Origin of the sequence: Nonomuraea spiralis, from assembly GCF_014648435.1 — a bacterium.
GTDB lineage: Bacteria > Actinomycetota > Actinomycetes > Streptosporangiales > Streptosporangiaceae > Nonomuraea > Nonomuraea spiralis.
The window spans coordinates 88,654-114,300 of record NZ_BMRC01000016.1 but is presented as its reverse complement, the minus strand read 5'-3'; the positions used below and the strand labels follow the sequence as shown (position 1 = coordinate 114,300).

Below are 25,647 nucleotides of genomic sequence, written 5' to 3'. Positions count from 1 at the left end.
TCAGACGCGGACCTTCGGCTTGATCTCCTCGTACTTCCGCGGGCCGATGCCGCTCACCTCGCGGAGTTGGTCGACGCTGGTGAAGCCGCCGTGGGTGGCGCGGAACTCGGCGATCCGGGCGGCCAGCACTTCTCCTACTCCGGGAAGGTCTTCCAGTTGGTCGGAGGTGGCGGAGTTGAGGTCGAGGATGGTTGTGGCGGGGTCTACGGCGGGAGATCCGGCAGCCGCCGCGGCTGCGGGGGCGCCCACGACGATCTGCTCTCCGTCGATCAGGCGTCTGGCCAGATTGAGGGAGCCTGTGGCGGCGCCGTGCTTGAGCCCGCCTGCCGCTGTCACCACGTCCGTCACCCGGGAGCCTTGGGGAAGCAGGTAGACGCCGGGCTTACGGATCTTGCCCGCCACCTGGACGGTCACCTTGGCGGTGGGCGACGGCGTCAGCGGGGCGATGGCGGGTGGGGGTGCCAGGGGCTCGGGGGTGGGCTGGGAGCGCCAGACGAAGAAGGCGGCGGTCGCGACGGCCAGGGCGCCTACGGCAATGAGCACACGCAGGCCGGGCCTGCCGAGGTCGAGGGCGGTGGCGGGTTGGGAGGAGGTGATGGCGGCCCGGAACGCCTGGAAGGTGGGAGGCATGGGGGCAGGACTGCCCGTCAGCCGACGGCCGGTGGGCCGCGACGGGGCCTCTGCGACCTGAGATTCAGCCCACGTCTCGGACTGCGGATCGGCCCGGTGCTCAGATCGCGGCGCGGCCTCGAAAGCGGCCCACGCCTCGGACCAGGGCTCCGCCCCACGCACGGGCCACGCCGCGGCCTCGGCATCAGTCGAAGGCTCGGCTTGGGGATTTGTCCCCTGCTTGGGCCTTGGCCTCCTTCGAGGGTCTTCGGCCAACGGTAGGACGGCTTTGAGCTGCGCCTTTGGGGCGTTCCAGGGCTCGTCGGGGTAGGGGTGCATGCTGCGTCGCCCTGAGCGGGGCCTACGGGCAGGGGTGGTGATCGACCGTAGCCTGGATTCGGCTATGGTCCGCTCCGCCGTCGGGTCCTGAGATCGCACGCCGACGAACCTAGGGACACGCCCCCCGCCAGAAGTCACCGAATCAGGTTCTGGGGATGAACAAGGCGAGGGACGAAGAGGGTTGTGGACAACCGCCCCGGGAAAGCAGGCGCGGAAAGCACCAGGTCACCCCTCGTACGGCGTGACCGTCACCCCCAGCATCCCCGGCCCCACATGCGCCCCGATCACCGCCCCCACCTCCACCACCCGCACCTCGGCCACCCCGCCCGGCGCCCGCTTGGACAACCGCTCGCCCAGCATCTCGGCCCGCCCCCGCGCCCCCATGTGCTGCACCGCCACCTCCACAACCCCCGAGTACGCCGCCGCGGCCTCCACCGCCAGGTCCTCCAGCCGTGCGATCGCCCGCGCCGACGTACGGACCTTCTCCAGCAGCGAGATGCGCCCGTCCACGATGTGCAGCAGCGGCTTGATCATGAGAGCCGAGCCGAACAGCGAGGCGGCGGCGCCGATGCGACCGCTGCGGCGCAGGTACTCCAGCGTGTCCACGTAGAAGAAGGTCCTGGTGGCGGCGGCGACGCGGCGGGCGGCGGCGGCCACGGCGGGCACTGCGGCCCCGGACGCGGCCGAACGGGCCGCAGCCAGCACGGGGTAGCCGAGGCCCATCGCGATGGAACGGCTGTCGATCACCTCGACCGGCACGGACACGCCCTCGGCCGCCGCCATGGCCGAGTCGACGGTGCCGGACAGTTCGCCGGACAGGTGGATCGAGACCACACCCGTCGCGCCGGCGGCGGCCAGCGCGTCGTAGCAGGCGGCGAAGCGGGAGGGCGACGGGCGCGAGGTGGTGACGCCGGCGAGGTCGCCGGTGAAGGTGTCCTCGTCACGAGGGATGCCGCGGTCGACCACCTGTACGGGCACCACCGTCACCCCGGGCACGGCAGGCAGATACGCGGTGGAATCGGTGACGACGGCGACAGAGGGCGGCATATCCCGAGATTAGCCACCGAATCCCGGATGCGGCGTTACTGGACGGGCGTCCCGCCCCGCCACACCCGGCGCGGCTTGAGCCCGAAGGACCAGGCGAAGGCGCCCTCGTGGTCGGCGTCCCACTGGACGATGTCGGCCAGTCGCCCGGGAGCCAGCACCCCGCGGTCGGGCGCCCCGAGCACGGTCGCGCCACCCAGCGTGGCCGCCCGCAGCGCGTCGTTGACGCTCATGCCGAACGCCGACACCGCCATGGCGATGACCAGCGACATCGAGGTGATGCCGCAGTAGCCGGGGTTGTGGTCGCTGCCGAGGGCGATCTGCACGCCGTGCTTGATCATCTGGCGGACCGGCGGCACGTGGCCGCGCTGGAGCGCCGTGGCCGGGCAGACCACCGCGGGCACGCCGTAACGGGACATGATCGCGATGTCCTCGTCGGACATGTGGTGCAGGCCGTCGGCGGAGGCGCAGCCGAGCTCGGCAGCCAGTTGCACGGCGCCGCGACGGCTGAACAGGCCGGCGTGGATGCGCGGGAGCAGCCCGACGTTGCGGCCCGAGGCGAGGACCCAGCGGGACTCCTCGGTGGTGAAGTGGCCCTCGTCGCAGTAGACGTCGACGCTGTCGGCGCCGGCCGCCGCCGCGTCGGCGCACCAGGCGCCCACGGCCTCGACGTACTCGCGCTGGCGGCCGAAGTACTCGGGCGGGACGACGTGCGCCGCGAGGAAGGTGACGTGCACCCGCGGCATCATCGGCTCCTTCTCCAGCTCGCGCAGGAGCCTCACGTCGGCCAGCTCGCCGTCGCGGGTGAGGTGGTAGCCGGTCTTGGCCTCGACGGTGGTGGTGCCGCTGAGCAGCCAGCTCCGCAGGCGCTCGCGCACGCCGTTGCACAGCGTCCAGGGGTCGGTGCCGCGCGTCACGGTGACGGTGGAGCCGACGCCGCCGCCCGCCGCGGTGATCGAGGCCGCACTGGAACCACCGGTACGGATCGCCAGCTCGGCGTAGCGGTTGCCGGCGTAGACCGGATGGGTGTGCGCGTCGATGAGACCGGGCGTGACGAGCGCGCCGCCGAGATTCTCCACGTGGTCGACGTCGACGATGTCATCGACGACGCCGGGCACGCTCTGCGGGAGGTCGGGCGCCCGCCCGACCCAGGCGATGCGGTCGTTGTGCACGAGGATGGCCGCGTTGCTGAGGACCTCGTTGCCCGTCCACAGGCGGCCGATGTTGGTCAAGAGTCGAACGGTCATCGCACCACCGCCCCGCGCAGGCGCAGCACCCGGCGCACGGCCTGTGCCGCGCCCACTGAGTCCGCTCCGGGTCCGGACGACATGGGGGGTCTCCTGCTCTCATCCGCGTGATGTTGTGCGGTGACCGTATCGCCAGAGACATGATCCGACGATTTCAGTTCAGTTACGTTATTTCACAGCCGGGCTTGGTGTACAGGGTTATTCGGAAGAAAGACCACTCATCCCATCCGTCACCCGGGCACGCCTTGCCCCCTGGCCCCCGCTGACGACTGTGGCACTCGACGTCATCATCCGAAACCCAGAACCGAAACCCAAAAGCCAGACCAACGTTAGGTCTGGCCATCCTAGCAATCCCGGGGTTCGCGGACCACTGCCCTATTTGGGCAGCTCTGCGCTACTTTGAGCGAGAGCTGCCCAGCCGTCCCGCTAAGAGACGCGTTCGACCGGCTTACCTACCCGCTCCAGCTCCTGGAACAGGCTCGGCAACACGCGGGCGTGCAGGACGGTGCCGTCACCGACGTGCTCGACGGAGAGCACCTCGCCCTCCTTGTGGGCACGCGAGACGAGGTCGCCCCGGTCGTAGGGCACCAGCAGGTGGATCTCGTGGTCGAGGCGCGGCAACCGCTCCTCGATGAGCCGCATGAGCTCGGTGACGCCCTTGCCGGTACGGGCCGAGACCACGATGCTGTCGCGCTCGCGCCTGGCGATGCGGTCGAGCACCTCCTGGTCGGCCGCGTCGGCCTTGTTGATCACCACGACCTCGGGCACCTCGGAGGCGCCCTCGATGTCGGCGAACACCTCGCGGACGGCCGCGAGCTGCCCCTCGGGGTCGGGGTGCGAGCCGTCGACCACGTGCAGGATCAGGTCGGCGTCGGCGACCTCCTCCAGCGTGGACCGGAACGCCTCGATGAGCTGGTGGGGCAGGTGGCGGACGAACCCGACGGTGTCGGCGATCGTGAACAGCCGGCCCTCCGGCGTGCGCGCGCGGCGTACGGTCGGGTCGAGCGTGGCGAACAGCGCGTCCTCGACCAGCACGCCCGCACCGGTGATGCGGTTGAGCAGCGAGGACTTGCCCGCGTTGGTGTAACCCGCGATGGCCACGGCCGGGACCTCGCGATGCTGGCGCCGGTGGCGCATGGTCTCGCGCGAGGTGGACATGCCGCTGATCTGGCGGCGCAGCTTGGACATGCGCTCGCGGATGCGGCGCCGGTCTAGCTCGATCTTGGTCTCACCGGGGCCGCGGCCGCCGATGCCCACGCCGCCCGCGGCGCGGCCGCCGACCTGGCGGGACAGGTTGCCACCCCAGCCTCGCAGGCGCGGCAGCAGGTACTGCAGCTGCGCCAGCTCGACCTGGGCCTTGCCCTCGCGGCTCTTGGCGTGCTGGGCGAAGATGTCGAGGATCAGCGCAGTACGGTCGATGACCTTGACCTTGACCGTCTCCTCGAGCTGGCGGAGCTGACCGGGGGTCAGCTCGCCGTCGCAGATGACGGTGTCGGCGCCGGTCGAGTCGACCACGTCGCGCAGCTCCAGGGCCTTGCCCGAGCCGATGTACGTGGCCGGGTCGGGCTTCTGGCGCCGCTGGATGAGCCCTTCGAGCACCTCGGACCCGGCCGTCTCGGCCAGGAGCTTGAGCTCCAGCAGGGAATTCTCGGCGTCCTCGGCTGTGCCGGAGGTCCAGACGCCGACAAGGACGACCCGCTCGAGCCGCAGCTGCCGGTACTCGACCTCGGAGACATCCTGGAGTTCGGTGGAGAGGCCCGCCACGCGGCGCAGCGCCTGGCGCTCCTCGAGGTCCATGTCGCCGGTCTCGAACTCGTCGAGCGCGGTGTATTCGTGCATTCGTGTCATCTCTATGAGGGAAACGTCTGGACACCTCGGTGTCTTCCCACGATGGTGGCACGACATCCCGGGAGTCATCACCTGGTTATCCCGCGGACACCACCACGTCGCCGGAACCCGCGGTCAGGGAGATCTTGTGGGGCGAGGCCGGGTCGGACTTGATCGGTACGGTGGCGTCGCCGGACCCCACGTCGGTCTTGATGTCGTAGGCCCCGGTGGGCACCCGCAGGGTGATGTCACCCGAGCCGCACTCCAGCTCCGCGGTGTCGGGCGCGGCGGCGTACTTGAGCTCGACGTTGCCCGATCCGGCCTTGACGTACGCCTTCTTGCCCGTGATGTTCGAGCCGTCGATGTCACCGGAGCCGAGTTCGACGTCGAGCTGGCCGCTCAGCGCCCGCAGGGTGATGTCGCCCGAACCGCTGTCGAGGTCGACGGCAAGGCCCTTGGGGATCTCGATCTTGTAGTCGACGCTGCAGCTCCCCCAGTTCGACGGGCAGTCGTACGTCACGAAGAGCGCCTGGCCCTCGACCTTGTGCTGCGGCCGGGGCTTGTCGTCGCCCCGCCAGCGCAACGTCTCGATGACGCGGATGGCCGTGCCGTCGGTCTCGGTGATCACGGTGTCTCCGGCGTCACTCTTGACCTGCAGCTTGGAAACCTTGTCCTTCACCTCGTAGGACACGGTGTCCTGGTTCGTGGAACCGCCGAAGCTCTCGATCCGGCAGCCCGTCAGCACCAGCGCGGCGGCCAGCAGCCCGCCCGCCACAGCAATCGTCTTCATGCCTCCGATCCTTTCGCGGGCATGACACCTCCCGCATCGGGGATGCCCCCGAAGACGACCCAGGGATACCCCAGCCTTTGACCCGGGATCCCTGGCAGGGGTAGCTTCACTTCCACAATCCAGAATTTGTTTTCCATGATGCGGAAAAGAGGGGACATGGAGATCACCGGCCCGATGCTCGAACGGTTCGACGAGATCCTCACGCCGGAGGCGCTCGACTTCGTGGCGGCTCTCCAGCGGGAGTTCGGCGCCAGGCGGCTGGAGCTGCTCGACGCCCGCCAGACGCGGCAGGCGGAGCTGTCGGCCGGCGGGACGCTCGACTTCCTGCCGGAGACCAAGGAGGTCAGGGAGGGCGAGTGGCGGGTCGCGCCGCCGGCCCCCGGCCTGGAGGACCGCCGCGTCGAGATCACCGGCCCGGTCGACAGGAAGATGACCATCAACGCGCTCAATTCGGGCGCCAAGGTGTGGCTGGCCGACTTCGAGGACGCCAACTCCCCCCTCTGGGAGAACTGCGTGTCCGGGCAGCTCAACCTGCGCGAGGCGCTCGACCGGGCGATCGACTTCGAGACCGGCGGCAAGACGTACGCGCTCGGGCCCGACGACGAGCTGGCCACGATCGTGGTGCGTCCGCGCGGCTGGCACCTGGACGAGAAGCACGCCCAGGTGGACGGGCGGCCGGTGTCGGCGTCGATCTTCGACTTCGGGCTGTACTTCTTCCACTGCGCGCGGCGGCAGCTCGACAAGGGCAAGGGGCCGTACTTCTACCTGCCGAAGATGGAGTCGCACCTGGAGGCGCGACTCTGGAACGACGTGTTCACGCGGGCGCAGGAGCTGCTCGGCATCCCGTACGGGACCATCAGGGCGACCGTGCTCATCGAGACCTGTCCGGCGGCGTTCGAGATGGAGGAGATCCTCTACGAGCTGCGCGACCACTCGGCCGGGCTCAACGCGGGACGCTGGGACTACCTGTTCAGCGTGATCAAGAAGTTCCGTACGCGGGGGCGGGAGTTCCTGCTGCCCGAGCGGAACGCGGTGACCATGACGGCGCCGTTCATGCGGGCCTACACCGAACTGCTGGTGCGTACGTGTCACAAGCGCGGCGCGCACGCCATCGGCGGGATGGCGGCGTTCATCCCCTCGCGGCGCGACCCCGAGGTGAACGCGGTGGCGCTGGAGAAGGTGCGGGCGGACAAGAAGCGCGAGTCGGGCGATGGGTTCGACGGCTCGTGGGTGGCGCATCCGGACCTGGTGCCGGTGTGCCGCGAGGTGTTCGACGGCGTGCTCGGGTCGCGGCCCAACCAGCTCGACCGGCTGCGCGAGGACGTCAGCGTGTCGGCCGCCGACCTGCTGTCGGTGTCCGAGACGCCCGGTGAGATCACCGAGACGGGCCTGCGCAACAACGTCGACGTGGCCCTGCGCTACCTGGCCGCGTGGATGGGCGGGCTGGGCGCGGTCGCGATCCACAACCTCATGGAGGACGCCGCGACGGCCGAGATCTCGCGTTCGCAGATCTGGCAGTGGATCCACAACGACATCACGCTGGCCGACACCGGTGAGCAGGTGACCAAGGAGCTCGTGGAGCGGATCATCGCCGAGGAGCTGGACCGGATCTCCGCCGAGCCGGGCTACGACGAGCGGCTGTTCGGGCAGGCGACGGCGCTGTTCAAGGAGGTGGCGCTGGACGACGACTTCGCCGAGTTCCTGACGCTGCCGGCGTACGCGCAAATGCCGTAGATGGTGAAATTTGCGGTTATGTCCGGCGCGCCAGCGCCGGACATAACCGCACTGCCGAATATGACCAGCACCACCGGACATGCCGCCCACTGGACATATCCGCACCTCCGAAAACCGGCCAGGTCGCCTCCGAAAAGTGGCCAGATCGGGCCATACGAACGCACACTATGAGGTGAGAGACCTGGAAGGAGACCGGTGCTCGACACGCTGACGGCGGCGCTGCGTCCGCTGCTGCCTCCCGACTCGGTGATCACCGACCCGGTACGCCTGCGCACCTACGACTGCGACGGCCTGACCAACCACCGGGCGACGCCGGGCGTCGTCGTGCTGCCCGAGACGGCCGAGCAGGTCGCCGGAGTGGTACGGCTGTGCAACGAGTTCGGGGTGCCGTTCGTGGCCAGGGGTTCGGGCACGGGCCTGTCGGGCGGCGCGCTCCCCCGCGAGGACGGCGTGCTCATCGTGACCTCGAAGATGCGCCGGATCCTGGAGATCGACCTGCCCGACCGCAGGGCCGTGGTCGAGCCGGGCGTGACGAATCTGGCGATCACCGAGGCGGTGCGCGACCAGGGCTACTACTACGCCCCCGACCCCTCCAGCCAGCAGGTCTGCTCCATCGGCGGCAACGTCGCCGAGAACTCCGGCGGCGCCCACTGCCTCAAGTACGGCTTCACCGTCAACCACGTCGAGGCGTGCGAGATCGTCACGCCGGACGGCGACCTGGTCGTCCTCGACCGTATGGACCCGGGCTACGACCTGCTCGGCGCGTTCATCGGCTCGGAGGGCACGCTGGGCATCGCCACCAAGATCACCGTACGGCTGAGCCGGGCGCCGGAGGCGGTGACCACGGTGCTGGCCGCGTTCGAGGACATCGAGCAGGGCGGACGGGCGGTGTCGGCGATCATCGGGGCGGGCATCGTGCCGGCCGCGATCGAGATGATGGACGCGCTGGCCATCGAGGCGGCCGAGGCGGCCGTCGCCTGCTCCTACCCGCGCGGCGCGGGCGCGGTGCTGATCGTGGAGCTGGACGGGCCGCGCGAGGCGGTCGAGCGGGAGTTCGCCCGGCTGACGGAGATCTGCTCGGGGGCGTTCGAGCTGCGCGTGGCGGCCGGTCCGGACGAGCGCGCGGCGATCTGGAAGGGGCGCAAGTCGGCCTTCGCGGCCGTCGGGCGGATCAGCCCGGCGTACATCGTCCAGGACGGCGTGGTGCCGCGCACCTCGTTGCCCGGCGTGCTCGCGGCCATCGACCGGCTCTCGCGCGAGCACGACATCCGCGTGGCCAACGTCTTCCACGCCGGCGACGGCAACCTGCACCCGCTGGTGTTGTTCGACGACGCCGAGCCGGGCGCGGGCGAGCGGGCCGAGGCGGTCTCGGGCGCGATCCTCGACCTGTGCATCGAGCACGGCGGCTCGATCACCGGCGAGCACGGCGTCGGGGTGGACAAGTCCCGGTACATGCCGAAGATGTTCACCGCGGCCGACCTGGACACGATGCAGCTCGTCCGGTGCGCGTTCGATCCGGGCGGCCTGTCGAACCCGGGCAAGGTGTTCCCCACGCCGCGGTTGTGCGGCGAGGTGCCGGGTGTGCGCAAGGGTGTGCATCCGCTGGTCGAGTCGGGCAGGGCGGAGCAGTTCTGATGACGGATCAGTGCTCGGGCCCGCTCTCGGGCACCGGCGTGACGGTCAGGGAGGCCGGTCCCGGCGACGTGGTGGGCGGCGTGCCGGCCCGGTGGGTGGCGCTGCCGGAGACGGTCGAGGAGATCGCCGCCGTGCTGCGCGCCTGCGCCGCGCACGACCTGGCGGCGGTGCCCGTGGGCGGCGGCACGAAGCTCCACTGGGGGCCGCCGCCGGAGCGGTGCGACGTGCTGCTCGACCTGTGCTGCATGAACGAGGTCCTGGAGCACGCGGCGGGCGACCTCGTGGTGCGCGTCCAGGCCGGGGTGACCATGGAGGCGCTGGCCGGGGTGCTCGCGGCCGAGGGGCAGGAGCTGGCGCTCGACGTGCCGTTCGCCGAGGGCGCGACCGTCGGGGGCACGCTCGCCGCCGCGCTGCCCGGTCCCCGCGCCTTCCGTTACGGCACCGCCCGCGACCTGCTCATCGGTATCACGGTGGTGCTGGCCGACGGCACGATCGCCCGGTCGGGCGGCAAGGTGGTCAAGAACGTCGCGGGCTACGACCTCGGCAAGCTCTTCACCGGCTCGTACGGCACCCTCGGGGTGATCGCGGAGGCCACGTTCCGGCTGCATCCGCTGCCCGGCGAGCGATGCTGGGTGGTCGCCGAGGTGCCCGCGGACGACGTGCCGGGGATCGCCGCGGCGCTGGCGGCCTCGCAGGCCGAGCCGAGCGCGGTCGAGGTGGACCGTCCGGAGCCGGGCGGTCCGGTGACGCTGGCCGCGCTGGTGGAGGGCACGGCGGCCGGGAAGCGGGCCGAAGCGCTGCGCGACCTGGCCGGCGCCGGTACGGTGACCTCCGTACCGCCGCCCTGGTGGGGCCTGGTCCCGGCGAACGAGCTGCTGGTCGAGGTACGTTTCCCACCCGCGGCCTGCGGCGCGGTGCTGGCGGCGGCGGCCGGGTGCGGCCTGTCGCTGCGCGGCTCGGCGGTCGCCGGGCGGGTGTCGCTGGAGCCGTGGGAGCCCGTCGGCGAGGCCGCCCTGCCGGCCCTGGTGACCGGGCTTCGGGAGCGGGTCGAGGCGGCGGGCGGCCGGGTGAACGTGCTGGCCACCCCGTACGCGGGGGTCGACAGGTGGGGACGGGTGAGCTCGCTGCCGTTGATGCGGCGGGTCAAGGAACGGTTCGATCCGGGGCGCAGGATGTCGCCCGGACGGCTGACGGGAGGCGTCTGACCATGGACCCGGAGCTGATCGGCGACTGCGTGCACTGCGGGTTCTGCCTGCCGACCTGCCCGACGTACGCGTTGTGGGGCGAGGAGATGGACTCGCCGCGCGGGCGTATCCACCTGATGCAGCAGCACGTCGAGGGCACTCCGGTGACGCCGGAGATGGCCGGGCACTTCGACGCCTGCCTGGGCTGCATGGCGTGCGTCACGGCCTGCCCGTCGGGCGTGCGCTACGACCGGCTGATCGAGCTGACCCGGGTCGAGGTGGAGCGTACGCATGTGCGCGAGCCCCGGGAGCGGGCCGTGCGGGAGATCGTGTTCAGCCTGTTCCCCTACCCGCGCCGGCTGCGGCTGCTGCGGCCCACGATGTGGCTGGCCGGGCGGATGGCGCCGTTCCTGGCGCGGGTCCATCCGAGCCTCGGGGCCATGGCCGCGCTCGCGCCGCCCGTGGAGCACCGGCAGCGCCTGCCGCGCCTGGTCAGGGCCAGGGGCGGGCGCAGGGCCGTGGTGGGGATGCTGACCGGGTGCGTGCAGGGGGAGTTCTTCCCGCAGGTGAACGCGGCCACCGCGCGGGTGCTGGCGCTGGAGGGCTGCGACGTGCTCGTCCCGGCGGGGCAGGGCTGCTGCGGGGCGCTCAGCGTGCACGCCGGGCGCGCGGAGCAGGCCCGGCGGCTGGCCCGCCGGACGGTCAGGGCGTTCCGTAGGGCCGGGGTCGAGACGGTCGTGGTGAACGCGGCCGGCTGCGGCTCCACGATGAAGGAGTACGCCGAGCTGCTCGGCGCCGATCCCGGGTTCAAGGTGATGGACCTGTCGGAGTTCCTGGCCGAGCTGGGCCCGGTGGCCAGGCGGCATCCGCTGCCGCTCACCGTCGCCTACCACGACGCCTGTCACCTGGCCCACGCCCAGGGCGTCCGGGCCCAGCCGCGCGAGCTGCTGCGCGGCATCCCGGAGCTGGAGCTGCGGGAGATCCCGGAGTCGGCGATTTGCTGCGGGTCGGCGGGGACGTACAACATCCTTCAGCCGGAGGCGGCCCGCGACCTCGGCGACCGGAAGGCCGGGGCGGTCGGCTCGACCGGGGCCGAGCTGCTGGTCTCGGCCAATCCGGGCTGCACGATGCAGATCGCCTCCGCGATGCGGCGGGCCGGGAAGGAGATCAGGGTGGCCCACACCGCCGAGGTGCTGGACGCCTCGCTGCGCGGGGTGTCCCTGTGAGCGTCCAGTCGGTCGAGCGGGCGCTCGACGTGCTGGAGGCGCTGGCCGAGCACGGCGGCGAGGCCGGGCTGTCGGAGATCGCGGCCAGCACGGGCCTGCCGTACGGGACCATCCACCGGCTGCTGCAGACGCTGCTCGCCCGCGGTTACGTACGTCAGGAGTCCGACCGCCGGTACGCGCTGGGCGGCGGGCTGGTCCGGCTTGGCGGCATCGCGGAGAGCATGGTGGGCGTGTGGGCGCAGCCGTACCTGACGCGGATGGTGGAGTTGTCGGGCGAGACCGCCAACCTGGCCGTGCTCGAAGGCGACTTCGTCGTCTACGTGGCGCAGGTGCCCTCGCCGCGCAGGCTGCGCATGTTCGCCGAGGTCGGCCGGCGGGTGTTGCCGCACAGCACGGCCGTGGGCAAGGCGCTGCTGGCGGGACGGCCGGCCGCGGAGTCGGTGGCGGTGTTCGAGCGTACGGGCATGCCGCGGCGCACCCCGAACACGATCACCGACATCGCCGGCATGCTGGCCGAGCTCGACCGGGTCGAGGAACGCGGTTACGCCATGGACCTGGGCGAGGAGGAGCTGGGCGTGCACTGCCTGGCGGTGCCCGTACGGGACGGCGAGCGGGTGGTGGCCGCGATGTCGGTGTCGGGGCCGGCCGAGCGCATCGACGCCCTGGACCGCGACGAGCTGGCCGAGGGCATGCGGAGGATCGCCCACGACTTCGGCCGCGAACTCGCCCCGGGCGGCTGAGGCGGCTGAGGCGGCGGCCCGGGTGCGGAGCGGGGCAACCGGTTATCGTGTTGCGCTATGAGCAACAGCACGACGGTTCAGTCCGTCGACCGGGCCATCGCGATCCTGGAGATCCTGGCCCGCGAGGGCTCCACCCGGGTGACGGACCTCGCGGTCGAGCTCGACGTGCACAAGTCCACCGCGTTCCGGCTGCTGGCCGCCCTGGAGCAGGGCGGGCTCGTGGAGCAGAGCGGCGACCGGGGGCGCTACCGGCTGGGGTTCGGCGTCGTACGGCTGGCGGGCGCGGCCACGGCCCAGCTCGACCTGTCGCGGGAGAGCCGCGAGGTGTGCCTGCGCCTGGCCGAGACGGTCGGCGAGACCGTCAACATCGCCGTCCCCCAGGACGGCGACGCGGTCAACATCAGCCAGGTACGCGGCCCGGCGGCGATCAGCGGCCACAACTGGGTCGGCCAGCGCACCCCCTCGCACGCCACCTCCAGCGGCAAGGTGCTGCTCGCCTTCGGCGCCCTCCGCCTGGCCGGCGAGCTGGAGCGCTACACGCCCCGCACCCTCACCTCCCCCGCCGAACTGGGCCTGGAGGAGATCAGGGAGCGCGGCTGGGCGGCCACGGTGGAGGAGCTTGAGGTGGGCCTGAACGCCGTGGCGGCCCCGGTCAGGGGGGCCGACGGCTCGGTGGTGGCCGCCGTCAGCGCGTCGGGGCCGTCCTACCGGCTCACGCCCGAGCGGCTGCCCGAGGTCGGCGCGCTGCTCGTCGAGGGCGCGAAGGAGATAAGCCAGCGCATCGGCTATTACCGTTGAAACCATGTGCAGAAGCATCAAGACCCTGAGGCCGCCGTACGCCGACAGCGTGACCGAGGAGGACGTGCGGGCCGCCGCGCTCCAGTACGTCAGGAAGATCTCCGGCTTCCGCGCCCCCGCCGCGCACAACGCCGAGGCGTTCGACCGGGCCGTGGAGGCGATCACCAAGGCGTCCGAGGAGCTGCTGGGGGCGCTGGAAGTTCGCGGAGGTCGTTGACACGCCCGCGCCGCCGGAGAAGTGTCCTGGCATATGACCCAGCCATCCCCCGGGGAGCTGCCATGATCAGCGGGTTGTACGAGGGACAGGACGGCGATTCGCGGCTCGCGCTCAGGGTGGACGTCGACGGTCCCCGTCCGGCCGGCCGGGTCAGCGGCGACCTGTTCACGGTGGCCGGTTCGACGACCTCCTACGCCGGCTCGTTCGTCGTCGGCTCCCCGGTCGTACGGGCCGAGGGGGACGGGACGCGGGTCGAGGGGCGGGGGGCGTTCACCTTCGACAGCCCGGCGGAGGACGTGAGCGTCACGATCACCGGCCAGGGCGCCACGGCGGCGCTGGCCGGGCGCGTCTTCCCGCTGGCCTTCACCTCGCCGTACTTCCGCAGCGTGCTGCTGGAGCAGGACTCGGTGGCGGGGGCCGTGCCGTTCGTGTCGTACGGGACGGGTTCGCTGCCCGCGCCGTCCGGCTCCCCGGCCAGGACGCTGAGCGTCGTCGCGGCCTACGCCGAGGCCGGCGTCGAGCTGACCCTCGCCCCACCCGGCGTGATCCCCGTGGACGGCGCCGGCGCCGACCTGGCGTGGGACGACGCCGAGCTGCACCACGCGATGACCCAGCAGTTCAGCAGGTACGCCGACGCCCCGGCCTGGCGGGTGTGGCTGCTGGTGGCGAGCAGGCACGTGGGCGGCTATCGGGGCATCATGTTCGACTACGACGACGCCCACCAGCGGCAGGGCTCGGCGGTCTTCTACGAGGAGATCAAGGGCACGACGCCGGAGGCGCAGCGGGCGCAGTTGCGTACGTACATGCACGAGCTGGGGCACGCGTTCAACCTGCTGCACTCCTGGCAGAAGGATCTGGCCGTGCCGCCGCAGCCGCTGGGCCCCCAGGGCGGTTTCGGCGACCTGTCGTGGATGAACTACGTGCAGAACTACCGTCCGGGCGGCGAGCCCGGCTACTGGGCGGCCTTCCCGTTCCAGTTCACCCATCCGGAGCTGGTCCACCTCCGCCACGGCTTCTACCGCGACGTGGCCATGGGCGCGAACGCGTTCGGCAGCGGGGCCGCCGAGGTGGTCCCGTTCGAGCCGCCGGTCGAGGACCACTCGGGGCTGCGGCTGGAGCTGCGCGCCAAGGAGGCGTTCGAGCTGGGTGAGCCGGTCGTGGTCGAGCTCAAGCTCGCGGTCACGGGCGAGCCGCGCAGCACGCACGGCCACCTCCACCCCGACACCGAGTTCACCCAGGTCTCGATCACCCAACCGGGCGGCCGGACCGTCCTGTACCGCCCGATGATGCGCCACTGCGTGGACACCTCGCCCCGGATCCGCCTGGACGACGGCAACCCGGCCATGTACCGCAGCGCGTATATCGGGCACGGCCGCGACGGCCACTACTTCCAGCGGCCCGGCGAGTACCGGGTGCACGCCCAGTACGTCGCCGCCGACGGCTCCCGCGTCGTCTCCCCGCCGTGCGTGGTCCGGGTACGCCTCCCGGTCGGCGCGGACGACCACGCGGTGGCCGAGCTGATGCTGGGCGAGGAGCAGGGCAAGCTGTTCTCGTTGCTCGGCTCGGACTCGACGGCCCTGCGCGCCGGCAACCAGGCCCTCGACGAGCTGCTCGACCGGTACGGCAGCCATCCCCTGGCCGTCTACGCCCGGCTGGTCAAGGGCCTGAACGCCGAACGCGGCTTCAAGGCGCTGACCGCGGACAGACGGTTGCACGTCCGGCCGCCCGACCCCGAGCAGGGCATCGAGCACCTGTCCAGGGTCGCCCGCCAGGACGGCGTCGACAACATCACCCTCAACCTGGTCCTGCGCCGCCTGGCCAGGGCCGAGGCCCGCCAGGGCGACCTGGCGCGGGCCGAGGCCGTCATGGACCGGATGGTCGCGCTGTTCGCGGCGAAGGGCGTCAACCCGATCGTCATGGGCCAGATCACCCGCCAGGCCGAACTGACGAAGTCAGCCCTCGCCGCCGAATCCTGACCCCTCTGGAACCGGGCGCGCCTTTAGCGGCGGGGTGGTCAGCGGGCGGCTGGGCCTTCCGGGGTGCAGATAATCTTTAGTTCGACCTCCCGGCCGTCCTCCGGCTCGAACTCGACCTTCGCCTCGCGCGCCGGGCCCGCCTCGACGCCGTCCACCGAGTAACCCTGGGCGGGGCTCCAGGAGCGCAGGGTGACCAGGCCGCCGCCGGAGCAGGAGGCGATCACCGTACCGCCCGGACTGCGCACGAGCCGGTCCTGGGCGCGGGCGGCCGTGCGGGGCGGCGGGGTGGCGGCGCGCGCGGTGGCGGTGGCCAGGGCGGCGCGCACCTCGGGCCCGCTGAGCACCCGGCTGGAGGTGCCGGTGACGCCGGTGCCGAGCAGGCCGAGCACCGCGACCGCCGCGCCGGTCGCGGCGACCGCGGTGGCGGCCCAGGCCAGCACGAGACGTTTCACGCCCCCACCCTCTCCCATGTACGGCTAAGCGCAGGTTAAGGGCATCCTAAGGATGCTCGGCGCACTGTCAGGGACCGGTTACGGTTTGGGTATATGGCTGACATCCTGCTCATCGAGGACGACGTGACCATCCGGACGTCGTTGAGCCGGGGCCTGCGCGATCTCGGCCACGCGGTCTCCTCCTCCCCGACCGCGCTGGAGGGTCTGCGGCTGGCCGTGCAGGACCGTCCCGATCTGATCGTGCTCGACCTGGGCCTGCCCGACCTGGACGGCGTCGAGCTGCTGCGCATGTTGCGGGCGGTGAGCCGGGTGCCGGTGATCGTGGCGACCGCCCGCGACGGCGACGCCGAGATGGTCCCCGTCCTGGACGCGGGGGCCGACGACTACGTGGTCAAGCCGTACAGCGCGGCGCAGCTCGACGCCCGGGTGCGGGCCGTGTTGCGGCGCGCGGGCGAGGCGGCGCCCGAACCGCTTGCCGTGGGCGGGCTGCGCGTCGATCCCCGGGCGCGTACGGCCACGCTCGACGGCGTGTCGCTCGACCTGACGCCGCGCGAGTTCGACGTGCTGCACTTCCTCGCGGCGCGGCCCGGCGAGGTGGTCACCAAGCGCGAGCTGCTGACGGAGGTGTGGCGGCTCCCGTACGGCGGGGCGGACAAGACCGTGGACGTGCACCTGTCGTGGCTGCGCAGGAAGCTCGGCGAGACCGCGGCCGAACCCCGCTACCTGCACACCGTCAGAGGCGTCGGGGTCAAGCTGGTCGGCCCGTCGTGAGGCGCTGGCTGGCGCTGCTGGTGGCGGCGACGACGTCGCTCGTGCTGATCGCGCTGCTGGTGCCGATGGCGCTGCTCATCGGGGCGGTGGCCGAGAACGGCGCGATGAGCAGGGCCACCGCGGCCGCCGAGTCCGTGGCGGTCGCGGTCGGCACGCCCGACCTGGCGCTGGCCGTCGAGCAGGTGCCGCGCCCCGTGACGGTGTTCCTGCCCCACGAGACGACGTTGGGCGCGCCCGCCGCCCGCTCCGACGCCGTACGGCTGGCCGCGACCGGCCGGAGCGTGACCGCCGCCGCCCCCGGCGGCAGGGAGGTGCTGGTGTCGGCGCAGTCGCCCGACGGCACCGCCGTGATCAGGGTGTTCGTGCCGGACGCCGAGCTGACGCAGGGTGTGCGGGCGGCCTGGCTGGCGCTGCTGGTGCTCGGGCTGGGGCTCGTGGTGCTCGGCATCGTGCTGGCCGACCGGCTGGCGCTGGCCGTGACCAGGCCCGTGGACGGGCTGGCGCGGGTGTCCCATCGGCTGGCCGGTGGCGACCTGAGCGCGCGGGCCGAGCCGGGCGGGCCGCCCGAGGTGCGGTCGGTGGCGATGGCGCTCAACCACCTGGCCGGGCGCATCGGCGACCTGCTGGCGGCCGAGCGCGAGTCGGTCGCCGACCTGTCCCACCGGCTGCGTACGCCGCTGACCGGCCTCAGGCTGGAGGCGGAGTCGCTGCGCGACCCGGAGGAGGCGGGCCGGGTGCAGGCCAGGGTGGACGCCCTTGAGCGGGCGGTCAGCGCGGTCATCACCGAGGCGCGGCGGCGTTCGGCCGGGCGCGGCCCGTGCGACGCGGCCGAGGTGGTGCGGGAGCGGGTGCGGTTCTGGTCGGTGCTGGCCGAGGATCAGGGGCGGCCGGTGTCGGTGTCGCTGCCCGACGTCCCCGCGCCGGTCGCCGTCGGCGGCGAGGAACTGGCCGCGTGCGTGGACGCGCTGCTCGGCAACGTGTTCGCGCACACGCCGGAGGGGACCGCCATGTCCGTACGGCTGTCGCCGCGGCCCTCCGGCGCGCTGCTGGTCGTGGAGGACTCGGGGCCGGGGTTCGACCCGGGGTTGCTGGAACGGGGGAACAGCGGGCGCGGCTCGACCGGGCTCGGGCTGGACATCGCCCGGCGTACCGCCGAGTCCTGCGGCGGCACGCTGGCCGTCACGGTCCCCGACGGCGGCGGGGCCCGCGTGGAGGTGGCGTTGACCGCCCCTCAGCGCGCGCCGGGCTTCCCGGGCGGGCACGGTTCCGCGGGTGTCAGCAGTCCTTGAGGATGCCCTCCATGGCGGTCTTCTCGGCCGCGGTGACCCAGACGTCGTACTTGCTCTTGACGTCGATCTGGCGGGCGATGTACGCGCACCGGTACGCCTTGCGCGGCGGCAGCCAGGTGGCCGCGTCGGAGTCGCTCTTCTGGCCGTTCAGCGGGCCGTCCACCGCCAGCAGGTTCAGCGGGTCGTTGGCGAACTCCTTGCGCTTGGTCGCCGACCACTGCTGGGCGCCCTTCTGCCAGGCGTCCGACAGCGGCACCAGGTGGTCGATCTGGACGGCCGTGCTGGTGTCCTGGCCGCGCTTGAAGCTGATCGTCTTGCCGCTGTACGGGTCGTCGAGCGTGCCGCTGAGCACGATGCAGTCGTGGGTCCCGGCCTTGAACGTCTCGTCCTTCATGTCGCGCTTGAGAATGTCGTTACGGGTGTCGCAACCGTTGTGGTCCACGTCCGACCAGGCGGGGCCGAACTCGTCCCGGTCGAAGCCGGTACGCGCGGCGCGGCCCTTGACCTGGAGCTTGTCCAGCTTCTTGCGGGCGTCCGAGACCGACGCCGAGTCCGGCTTGGCCGGGTCCTTGCCGCCCGACTGCGCCGCCAGGCCCCCGCAGCCGGTCAACATCGTCACCGCGGCCAGACCGGCCATGAACGCCCGTGCGCGCACGTGATCCCCCAGACTCCCTGTTTTCGTAAAGTCTAGGTATAGCGAGTACCCCTAAATGGCCTTATAACGCCAAAATGGCGTCCAACAGCCACTCTGCCAGGTACGACGTGAACGACGACCTGACGTGGATCCGGTAGACGTCGGGCGCCCGCCGTTCCAGGATCACCGAGGTCTTCCCCAGCAGCGTCTGCGCGTGCCCCGGGAACACGCCGGGATGCAGGTCCACGGGACAGCCGGTGATCAGCACGTCCAGCGCCGCCGGCCCCGACAACTCCAGGATCGTCCGCTGCCCCGAGACGTCCACCCAGTCCGGGCCCGGCGCGGCCTCCCCGGCGACCAGCCACCAGGACGACCCCAGCCGCAGCCCGACGCCCGGGTCGGCGCCCCGCACCTCCCACATCGGCTCGAACGCCGCCTCGCGCAGCCGTACGGACGGCCCGCTCGCCGCCGCGAACCGCCCGGCGAACGCGGCGGCCGGGCTCCCCCTCGTGAGGGACCCGCCAGGTCCGACCGGCGCGCCCTCCAACGGGTCGCCGTCGCGGCGGGTGTTGTCCAGGTCGCCGTCGCGGCGGGTGTTGTCCGGGTCGTACAGGACCGGCTCGACGACCGTCACGTCGTGCGCCGCCGTCCCCGACACGGCCGTGAGCCGGTCCCCCGGCACCGCGTCCCTGACCATGGCCAGCGCGAACGTACGCCCCAGCGCGGCACTGGCGTAGCCGGAGGTCACGTGGCCGAGCATGGGCGCGACGCCGGGCTCACCCCTGACGAGCTGGGCGCCCTCCTCGATCGTCGTCGCGGGGTCGTCGGCGAGCAGGCCGACCAGCCGCTTGCGGCCCTCCCGGGCGGTGTCGGGGCGGGCGTGCGAGCGCCTGCCCACGAAGTCGGGCTTGCGCGCGGAGACGATCCACGACATGCCGAGGTCGTGCGGGGTGACCGTGCCGTCGGTCTCCTGGCCGACGATCGCGAACCCCTTCTCGGCCCGCAACACGTGCATGGCCTCGGTCCCGTACGGCACCGCGCCCAGTTCCAGCACCGCCTCCCACAACGCCCTCCCGTACGGCCAGGGCACGTTGACCTCGTAGGCCAGCTCGCCGGAGAAGCTGATCCTGAACACCCGGCCGGGCACGCCGAGCACGTCCGTCTCCGCGTACCGCATGAAGGCCAGGTCGAGCGCGCCGGGCGCGACGGCCGCGAGCACGCGGCGCGCCTTCGGGCCCGCCACGGCCACCGTCGCCCAGTGGTCGGTGACCGAGGTGAAGGAGACGTCGAGCCCCGGCCACTCGGTCTGCCGCCACTCCTCCAGCCAGTCGAGCACGGCGGCGGCGTTGCCGGTGGTCGTGGTCATGAGGTAGCGGTCCTCGGCCAGCCTGGTCGTGGTGCCGTCGTCGAACACCATGCCGTCGGCCCGGCACATCAGGCCGTAGCGGCAGGCGCCGACGGCCAGCGTGGAGTACATGTTGGTGTAGATCCGGTCGAGGAACACGCCCGCGTCCGCGCCCCGGATGTCGATCTTGCCGAGGGTGGAGGCGTCCATGGCGGCCACGGACGTGCGCGCGGCCCGGCACTCGCGCAGCACGGCCGCCTCCATCGGCTCGCCGTCCAGCGGGAAGTAGCGGGGGCGCTTCCACTGGCCGACGTCCTCGAACACGGCGCCCGCCGCGACGTGCGAGGCGTGCATGGCGGTGGTCCTGACGGGGTCGGAGAGCGCGCCGCGGTCGCGCCCGGCGAGCGTGGCGAACGACACCGGCGTGTACGGCGGCCGGAACGTGGTCGTGCCCACCTGCCCAGGAGCGGTCCCGAGCAGGGCCGACATCACGCCGACGACGACCGCGCCCGACGTCTTGCCCTGGTCGGCGCCGGTGCCCGCGGTGGTGTAGCGCTTGACGTGCTCGACCGAACGCATCCCGGCCCCGGTCGCCCTGGCCAGGTCGGCCACGGTCACGTCGCGGTGCAGGTCGGCGAAGGCGGGCTCGTCGTCATCCCCCTCGACCAGCCACAACTTGGCCGGGGGCCGGGGCGGCCGCTCGTCGCAGTCGGGGACGCGAAGCTCGCGGGCGGCCGATCCGGCGGCCTCCCGTCCGGCGGCGTGGCCGTCGGCGATGGCCTCGCGGGTGCCGTACAGGCCGCGGCAGGCGCCCGCGGAGCGTTCGGCCTGGACCGAGACGTCCGGCACGAACGCCTGGAGGCCGTCGTCGAAGCGCAGCCGTCCCCCCGACTGGCTGAACAGGTGCACGGCGGGGTTCCAGCCGCCCGCGACGGCCAGCAGGTCGGCCTCGATGTGCCGGTCCCCCACCCGTACGCCGGTCAGCACGCCGTCCGCGCCGGCCGTGGTGCCGGTCACCACCTGCCCGGCCAGCGTGGCGGGGGTCAGCCCTTCGGGGCGCGGGTCGACGATCGCGGCGATCTCCACCCCGGCCGCCCGCAGGTCCCGCGCGGCCTCGTAGCCGGAGTCTGCGCAGGCCAGGACCACCGCGCGGTGGCCGGGGAGCACGCCGTACCGGTTGGCGTAGGCGCGGGCGGCGGCGGCCAGCATGACGCCGGGGCGGTCGTTGCCGGGGAAGGCGAGCGAACGTTCGTGCGCGCCGGTCGCCAGTACGACCCGGCGGGCCCTGATGTGCCACAGCCGCTCGCCGCGTGCCCGCCGCTCCACGGCCACCACGTAGTTGTGGTCGTGGTGGCCGACGGCCGTGGTCCTGGTGAGCACCCGCACGCCGGACAGGTCGAGCGAGTCCGCCCAGTCCAGCGCGGGCGCGCCGTCGAGCAGCACCCGGCTGTTCAGCAGGTCGCCGCCCAGGCGCGGCTGGTCGTCGAGCAGGATCACCCGGACGCCGCCCGCCGCCGCCGTTGTGGCCGCCGCGAGCCCGGCCGGGCCGCCGCCGATCACCAGCACGTCGCAGTGCAGGTACCCCTTGTCGCAACGGCGGTCGTCGGCCGCGTCGAGGTCCACCCGGCCCTTGCCGCGCAGGCTCCACGCCTCCAGCCCGTCGTACAGCTCCACGGTCGTGGCCGCCAGCATCGGGTCGGCGCCCACGCGGACCAGGGCGTTCGGCTCCTCGGGGCCGGCCGAGAAGACGCCGCGCGGACGGCCCGACTCCACCCCCCGGCCGACCACGCGCACCCCGTTGCGCAGCAGCCCGGCGGCCAGCGTGTCGCCCGGTGCCCCCTGGAGGGTACGGCCGTCGAAGGTGAACCTCATGGCGCCTTCCTGATCTCGTGCGTGACCGTGTGCCGTTCGACGGCGAACCAGGTCCGGCAGCCGTGCGTGTGGAACCAGCGTTCGCGGAACCAGCCCTTGGGGTTGGCGCGCAGGAAGACGTAGGCGGCCCACTCCTGGTCGGACAGGTCGGCGGGGTTCTCGGGGTAGGGGACGCCGGCCTGGCCGCCGTAGTGGAACTCGTTCTCGTCGCGCGGGCCGCAGCAGGGGCAGTCGATGAGCATCATCAGTGGGCCACCGCCGCCGCGCCGTGCTCGTCGATGAGCGCGCCCGTGGTGAACCGCTCCAGCGCGAACGGCTCGGCGAGCGGATGCGGCCGGCCGTTGGCGATCGTGTCGGCGTACACCCAGCCGGAGCCGGGGGTGGCCTTGAAGCCGCCGGTGCCCCAGCCCGCGTTGACGTAGAGGCCGTCCACGGGGGTGGCGCCGATGATCGGGGAGGCGTCGGGCGAGACGTCGACGATCCCGGCCCAGGTACGCAGCACGCGGACCCGGCTGAAGACCGGGAACAGCTCCAGGGCCGCCGCCATCTGCGCCTCGATCACGTGGAACCCGCCGCGCTGCCCGTAGGAGTTGTACGCGTCGATGCCCGCCCCCATGACCAGTTCGCCCTTGTGCGCCTGGCTGACGTACACGTGGACGGCGTTGGACATGACCACGCAGTCCAGCACCGGTTCCAGCAGCTCCGACACCAGCGCCTGGAGCGGGTGCGACTGGAGCGGCAGCCGGAGCCCGGCCCGCTCGGCCAGGACGGAGGTGTGCCCGGCCGCGGCCAGCGCGACCGTGCCCGCCGCGATGCGTCCCCGCGAGGTGCGCACGCCCGTCACCCGGTTCCCGGTGATCTCGAACCCGGTGACCTCGCAGCCCTGGATCAGGTCGATCCCGTACGCGTCCGCCTTGCGGGCCAGCGCCCACGCCACGTGGTCGTGCTTGGCGATGCCGCCGCGCCGCTGCAACGTGGCCCCCAGGACGGGATGCCGGGCCCGGCCGGACACGTTGACGACCGGGCAGAACTTCCCGACCTCGTCGGCGTCCAGCCACTCGGCGTCCACGCCGTTGAGCCGGTTGGCGTTGACGCGCCGCCTGCCCTCGCGCACGTCGCTCAGGGTGTGCGCCAGGTTGAGCACGCCGCGCTGGCTGAACATCAGGTCGTAGTCCAGCTCCGCGCTCAGGCCCTCCCACAACTTCAGCGAGTGCTCGTAGATCGCCGCGCTCTCGTCCCACAGGTAGTTGGAGCGGATGATGGTGGTGTTGCGGGCCATGTTCCCGCCGGCCAGCCAGCCCTTCTCCAGGACGGCGACGTTCGTCAGGCCGTGGTTCCTGGCCAGGTAGTAGGCGGTGGCCAGGCCGTGCCCGCCGCCGCCCACGACGACGACGTCATAGGCGGGCCTGGGGTCGGGGTTGCGCCAGAGGAAGCCGGGGTGGGTCAACGTCTGATCTTCTCCATCTGGGGGTCGTACAACGGCTCGGCGGCGACCTCCGCGGGCACGCGGCGGCCGAAGTAGGAGATGTCCACCCTTGTCCCAGGCCCGGCCAGCTCGGCGGGCAACCAGGCGTAGGCGATGGGCCGGCCGACGGTGTGCCCGTACGCGGCGCTGGTGACGTACCCGACGACGCGGCCGGCGTGCGAGACCGGCTCCTTGCCCATGACCACCTCGGCGCTGAGCAGCGGCACGAGCCTGCGGACCGGCTCGGTGGACAGGGCGTCGCGGCCGATGAAGTCCTTGTCCGCCTTGACCGCGAACCCCAGCCCGGCCTCGTACGGGTCGTGCTCGGTGGTCATGTCCACCCCCCAGAGCCGGTACCCCTTCTCCACCCTCAGGCTGTTGAACGCGGCCCGGCCGCCCGCGACCGGCATCCCGGTGGCCCAGAGCGTGTCCCACAACTTCAGGCCCATGTCGGCGCTGGTGTAGAGCTCCCAGCCCAGCTCGCCCACGTACGAGACGCGCATCGCGAGGACCGGGACCTGGCCGACGTACCCGGACCGGCAGTTGAAGTAGCGGAAGCCCTCGTTGGACAGGTCCATGTCCGTGAGGCCCTGCAACAGCTCCCTCGCCTGTGGTCCCCACACGCCGACGCAGCAGGTGCCGGGCGTGATGTCCCTGATGTGCACCCCGTGGGGGGCGTGCCGGGCCAGCCAGTCGAGGTCGAGGTTGCCGTTCGCGCCGATCTGGAACCGGTCCTCCTCCACCCGCGCCACCGTGAGGTCGGAACGGATGCCGCCCCGGGCGTCCAGCAGCAGCGTGTAGGTGACCGTCCCGGGCCTCTTGTCCACGTTGTTCGTGGTCATGTGCTGGAGGAACGCCGCCGCGCCCCGGCCGCCGACCTCGATGCGCTTGAGCGAGGTCATGTCGTAGAGCGCGACCCGCTCCCGGGTGGCCCACGCCTCGGCGGCGGCGACGGGCGACCAGTAGCGGCCCGCCCACGCGTCCCGGGGTGCGGCGCCGACGCGCGGCTCCTCCATGCCTGCGAGCAGCGGCTCGTTCGCGCCGAACCAGTGCGGCCGCTCCCACCCGGCCGCCTCCAGGAAGAACGCGCCCAGCTCCACCTGCCGGGGGTGGAACGGGCTGGTCCGCATCGGGCGCGGCGACTCCATGGGCTGCAACGGGTGGATGACGTCGTAGACCTCGACGAAGTTCTGCCGCCCGCGTTCCTCGACGAACGCGGGCGAGAGCTGCGCCTGCTCGAAGCGGGCCAGCTCGCACTCGTGCAGGTCCACCTCCGACCGGCCGGTCACCAGCAGGTCGGCCACCGCCCTGGCCACCCCGGCCGAGTGCGTCACCCACACGGCCTCGGCCAGCCAGAAGCCGTCCAGGTTCGGCGCCTCGCCGATCAGCGGGAAGCCGTCGGGGGTGAAGGAGAAGACGCCGTTGATGCCGTCCTCGTACTTGGACTCGGCCAGCGCGGGCAGCAGTTCGGCGGCGTCACGCCAGGCGGGGTCGAAGTCCTCCTCGGTGAACGCCTGCACCGAGGGCATGGTCGTGCCCTTGAGGGCGATCTCGTGCTGGGCGACCGGCATCGGGCGGTGGGCGTAGGAGCCGATGCCGAGGCGGTCGCCGTGCTGCCGGACGTACAGGTCGCGGTCCTGGTGGCGGAGGATCGGGCCCTCGGGCTGCGGGGGCAGCGGGCCGGACTTCGCGTACTGGTGGGCCAGCGGCAGCAGCGGCACGGTCAGCCCGGCCATCTTCCCGATCGAGGGGCCCCAGAAGCCCGCCGCGCACACGACCACGTCGGCCGGGATCGTCCGGTACTCGCCCGCGACCGTGCAGGACACGCCGGTGACCCGGCCGCCCTTCTGCTCGACGCCCGTCACGGTGTGCCCGCCGAGGAAGCGGGCCCCGCGTCCGGTGGCCCGCCCCGCCTGCGTCTCGCCGCAGGCCACGGCTCCGGCCAGGCCGTCGCTGGGGACGTACAGGCCGCCCAGCACCCTGCCGCGGTCGAGCATCGGCCACAGCTCGGCGCACTGACCGGCGTCCAGCAGGCGGGCCTCGACGCCCCACGACTGCGCCCAGCCGAGCTTGCGGTGCAGGTCGGTCCAGCGTTCGGGGGTGGTGGCCACCTCCAGGCCGCCGACCTGCCGGAAGCAGCGCTCGCCCAGCGCGGTGTACTTGCGCACGGTGTAGGCGGCGAACTCGGTCATGGTCTTGGACGGGTTCGTCTGGAAGACCAGGCCGGGGGCGTGCGAGCTGGAGCCGCCCGCGGCGAACAGCGGCCCCCGGTCGACCACGGTGACGTCGGTCCAGCCGCGTTCGGTGAGCTCGTCGGCGACCGCGCATCCCACGATCCCCGCTCCGATGATGACCACGCGCGGCCGACCCATCACGCCTCCGGTTGTTCCTTAATACGCAACACGCACCGGACTACGCAACGAACATAAGGCCCCGGATCCTCAGGGACAAGA

At 72.4% G+C, this 25,647-nt stretch carries 21 protein-coding genes; 10 read left to right on the top strand and 11 right to left on the bottom strand.

What is annotated here, in order from left to right:
* From IEZ27_RS33575 to IEZ27_RS33555, 5 genes are all read right to left on the bottom strand, one after another.
* Positions 1 to 630, bottom strand: a complete 630-nt coding sequence (locus IEZ27_RS33575) for a ComEA family DNA-binding protein (RefSeq protein ID WP_189650933.1) — start codon at positions 628 to 630, stop codon at positions 1 to 3.
* A 543-nt stretch (positions 631 to 1,173) separates the two neighbouring features.
* Positions 1,174 to 1,995, bottom strand: a complete 822-nt coding sequence (locus IEZ27_RS33570) for a DegV family protein (protein WP_189650932.1) — start codon at positions 1,993 to 1,995, stop codon at positions 1,174 to 1,176.
* 35 nt (positions 1,996 to 2,030) lie between these two features.
* The gene (hutI, locus tag IEZ27_RS33565) at positions 2,031 to 3,239 is read right to left on the bottom strand and encodes an imidazolonepropionase (RefSeq protein ID WP_125633626.1); all 1,209 of its coding nucleotides are present in this window, start codon (positions 3,237 to 3,239) and stop codon (positions 2,031 to 2,033) included.
* Between the two features lie 426 nt (positions 3,240 to 3,665).
* On the bottom strand, positions 3,666 to 5,078 hold the full coding sequence (gene hflX, locus IEZ27_RS33560; RefSeq protein WP_189650931.1) for a GTPase HflX: 1,413 nt from the start codon (positions 5,076 to 5,078) through the stop codon (positions 3,666 to 3,668).
* Between the two features lie 85 nt (positions 5,079 to 5,163).
* Positions 5,164 to 5,856: a DUF4097 family beta strand repeat-containing protein gene (locus IEZ27_RS33555; RefSeq protein ID WP_189650930.1), complete on the bottom strand. Its 693-nt coding sequence runs from the start codon at positions 5,854 to 5,856 to the stop codon at positions 5,164 to 5,166.
* A 156-nt stretch (positions 5,857 to 6,012) separates the two neighbouring features.
* Here IEZ27_RS33555 and aceB point away from each other — a divergent pair, with 156 nt between their 5' ends.
* From aceB to IEZ27_RS33515, 8 genes are all read left to right on the top strand, one after another.
* Positions 6,013 to 7,590, top strand: coding sequence for a malate synthase A (aceB, locus tag IEZ27_RS33550; RefSeq protein ID WP_189650929.1), 1,578 nt, complete (start codon positions 6,013 to 6,015; stop codon positions 7,588 to 7,590).
* Between the two features lie 195 nt (positions 7,591 to 7,785).
* Positions 7,786 to 9,225, top strand: coding sequence for an FAD-linked oxidase C-terminal domain-containing protein (locus IEZ27_RS33545; protein ID WP_189650928.1), 1,440 nt, complete (start codon positions 7,786 to 7,788; stop codon positions 9,223 to 9,225).
* Positions 9,225 to 10,430: an FAD-binding oxidoreductase gene (locus IEZ27_RS33540; protein WP_189650927.1), complete on the top strand. Its 1,206-nt coding sequence runs from the start codon at positions 9,225 to 9,227 to the stop codon at positions 10,428 to 10,430. The genes IEZ27_RS33545 and IEZ27_RS33540 overlap by 1 nt, the downstream gene beginning before the upstream one ends.
* 2 nt (positions 10,431 to 10,432) lie before the next feature.
* On the top strand, positions 10,433 to 11,635 hold the full coding sequence (locus IEZ27_RS33535; RefSeq protein WP_189650926.1) for a (Fe-S)-binding protein: 1,203 nt from the start codon (positions 10,433 to 10,435) through the stop codon (positions 11,633 to 11,635).
* On the top strand, positions 11,632 to 12,375 hold the full coding sequence (locus tag IEZ27_RS33530) for an IclR family transcriptional regulator (protein WP_189650925.1): 744 nt from the start codon (positions 11,632 to 11,634) through the stop codon (positions 12,373 to 12,375). Before IEZ27_RS33535 ends, IEZ27_RS33530 begins: the two co-directional genes overlap by 4 nt.
* A gap of 57 nt (positions 12,376 to 12,432) precedes the next feature.
* Complete coding sequence (locus tag IEZ27_RS33525; protein ID WP_189650924.1) at positions 12,433 to 13,173, top strand: IclR family transcriptional regulator; 741 nt, start codon at positions 12,433 to 12,435, stop codon at positions 13,171 to 13,173.
* 4 nt (positions 13,174 to 13,177) lie between these two features.
* The gene (locus tag IEZ27_RS33520; protein WP_125633640.1) at positions 13,178 to 13,390 is read left to right on the top strand and encodes a DUF2277 domain-containing protein; all 213 of its coding nucleotides are present in this window, start codon (positions 13,178 to 13,180) and stop codon (positions 13,388 to 13,390) included.
* A 62-nt stretch (positions 13,391 to 13,452) separates the two neighbouring features.
* Complete coding sequence (locus tag IEZ27_RS33515; protein ID WP_189650923.1) at positions 13,453 to 15,366, top strand: hypothetical protein; 1,914 nt, start codon at positions 13,453 to 13,455, stop codon at positions 15,364 to 15,366.
* Positions 15,367 to 15,404: 38 nt separating this feature from the next.
* Here IEZ27_RS33515 and IEZ27_RS33510 read toward each other — a convergent pair whose 3' ends face one another.
* The gene (locus IEZ27_RS33510; protein WP_189650922.1) at positions 15,405 to 15,818 is read right to left on the bottom strand and encodes a hypothetical protein; all 414 of its coding nucleotides are present in this window, start codon (positions 15,816 to 15,818) and stop codon (positions 15,405 to 15,407) included.
* 93 nt (positions 15,819 to 15,911) lie between these two features.
* On the opposite strand from IEZ27_RS33510, the gene IEZ27_RS33505 reads away from it, so the two are divergent.
* Together IEZ27_RS33505 and IEZ27_RS33500 are read left to right on the top strand one after the other, a co-directional pair.
* Positions 15,912 to 16,589, top strand: coding sequence for a response regulator transcription factor (locus IEZ27_RS33505; RefSeq protein ID WP_125633646.1), 678 nt, complete (start codon positions 15,912 to 15,914; stop codon positions 16,587 to 16,589).
* Positions 16,586 to 17,878 (top strand): sensor histidine kinase, encoded by a 1,293-nt coding sequence (locus IEZ27_RS33500; protein ID WP_189650921.1) that lies wholly within the window; start codon positions 16,586 to 16,588, stop codon positions 17,876 to 17,878. Before IEZ27_RS33505 ends, IEZ27_RS33500 begins: the two co-directional genes overlap by 4 nt.
* On the opposite strand, the gene IEZ27_RS33495 is transcribed toward IEZ27_RS33500, so the two are convergent.
* The 5 genes from IEZ27_RS33495 to IEZ27_RS33475 all read right to left on the bottom strand — a co-directional run bounded on the left by IEZ27_RS33495 (position 17,865) and on the right by IEZ27_RS33475 (position 25,566).
* Entirely contained in the window at positions 17,865 to 18,533 is a 669-nt protein-coding gene (locus IEZ27_RS33495; protein WP_229824582.1) for an HNH endonuclease family protein, read from the bottom strand. The genes IEZ27_RS33500 and IEZ27_RS33495 overlap by 14 nt on opposite strands.
* 61 nt (positions 18,534 to 18,594) lie before the next feature.
* On the bottom strand, positions 18,595 to 21,729 hold the full coding sequence (locus IEZ27_RS33490; protein ID WP_189650920.1) for a 2Fe-2S iron-sulfur cluster-binding protein: 3,135 nt from the start codon (positions 21,727 to 21,729) through the stop codon (positions 18,595 to 18,597).
* A complete protein-coding gene (locus IEZ27_RS33485) occupies positions 21,726 to 21,974 on the bottom strand; it encodes a sarcosine oxidase subunit delta (protein WP_189650919.1) in 249 nt (82 codons plus the stop codon). Before IEZ27_RS33485 ends, IEZ27_RS33490 begins: the two co-directional genes overlap by 4 nt.
* Positions 21,974 to 23,176, bottom strand: coding sequence for a sarcosine oxidase subunit beta family protein (locus tag IEZ27_RS33480; RefSeq protein ID WP_189650918.1), 1,203 nt, complete (start codon positions 23,174 to 23,176; stop codon positions 21,974 to 21,976). The genes IEZ27_RS33485 and IEZ27_RS33480 overlap by 1 nt, the downstream gene beginning before the upstream one ends.
* A complete protein-coding gene (locus tag IEZ27_RS33475) occupies positions 23,173 to 25,566 on the bottom strand; it encodes a GcvT family protein (RefSeq protein ID WP_189651004.1) in 2,394 nt (797 codons plus the stop codon). Before IEZ27_RS33475 ends, IEZ27_RS33480 begins: the two co-directional genes overlap by 4 nt.
* Between the last annotated feature and the right edge of the window lie 81 nt (positions 25,567 to 25,647).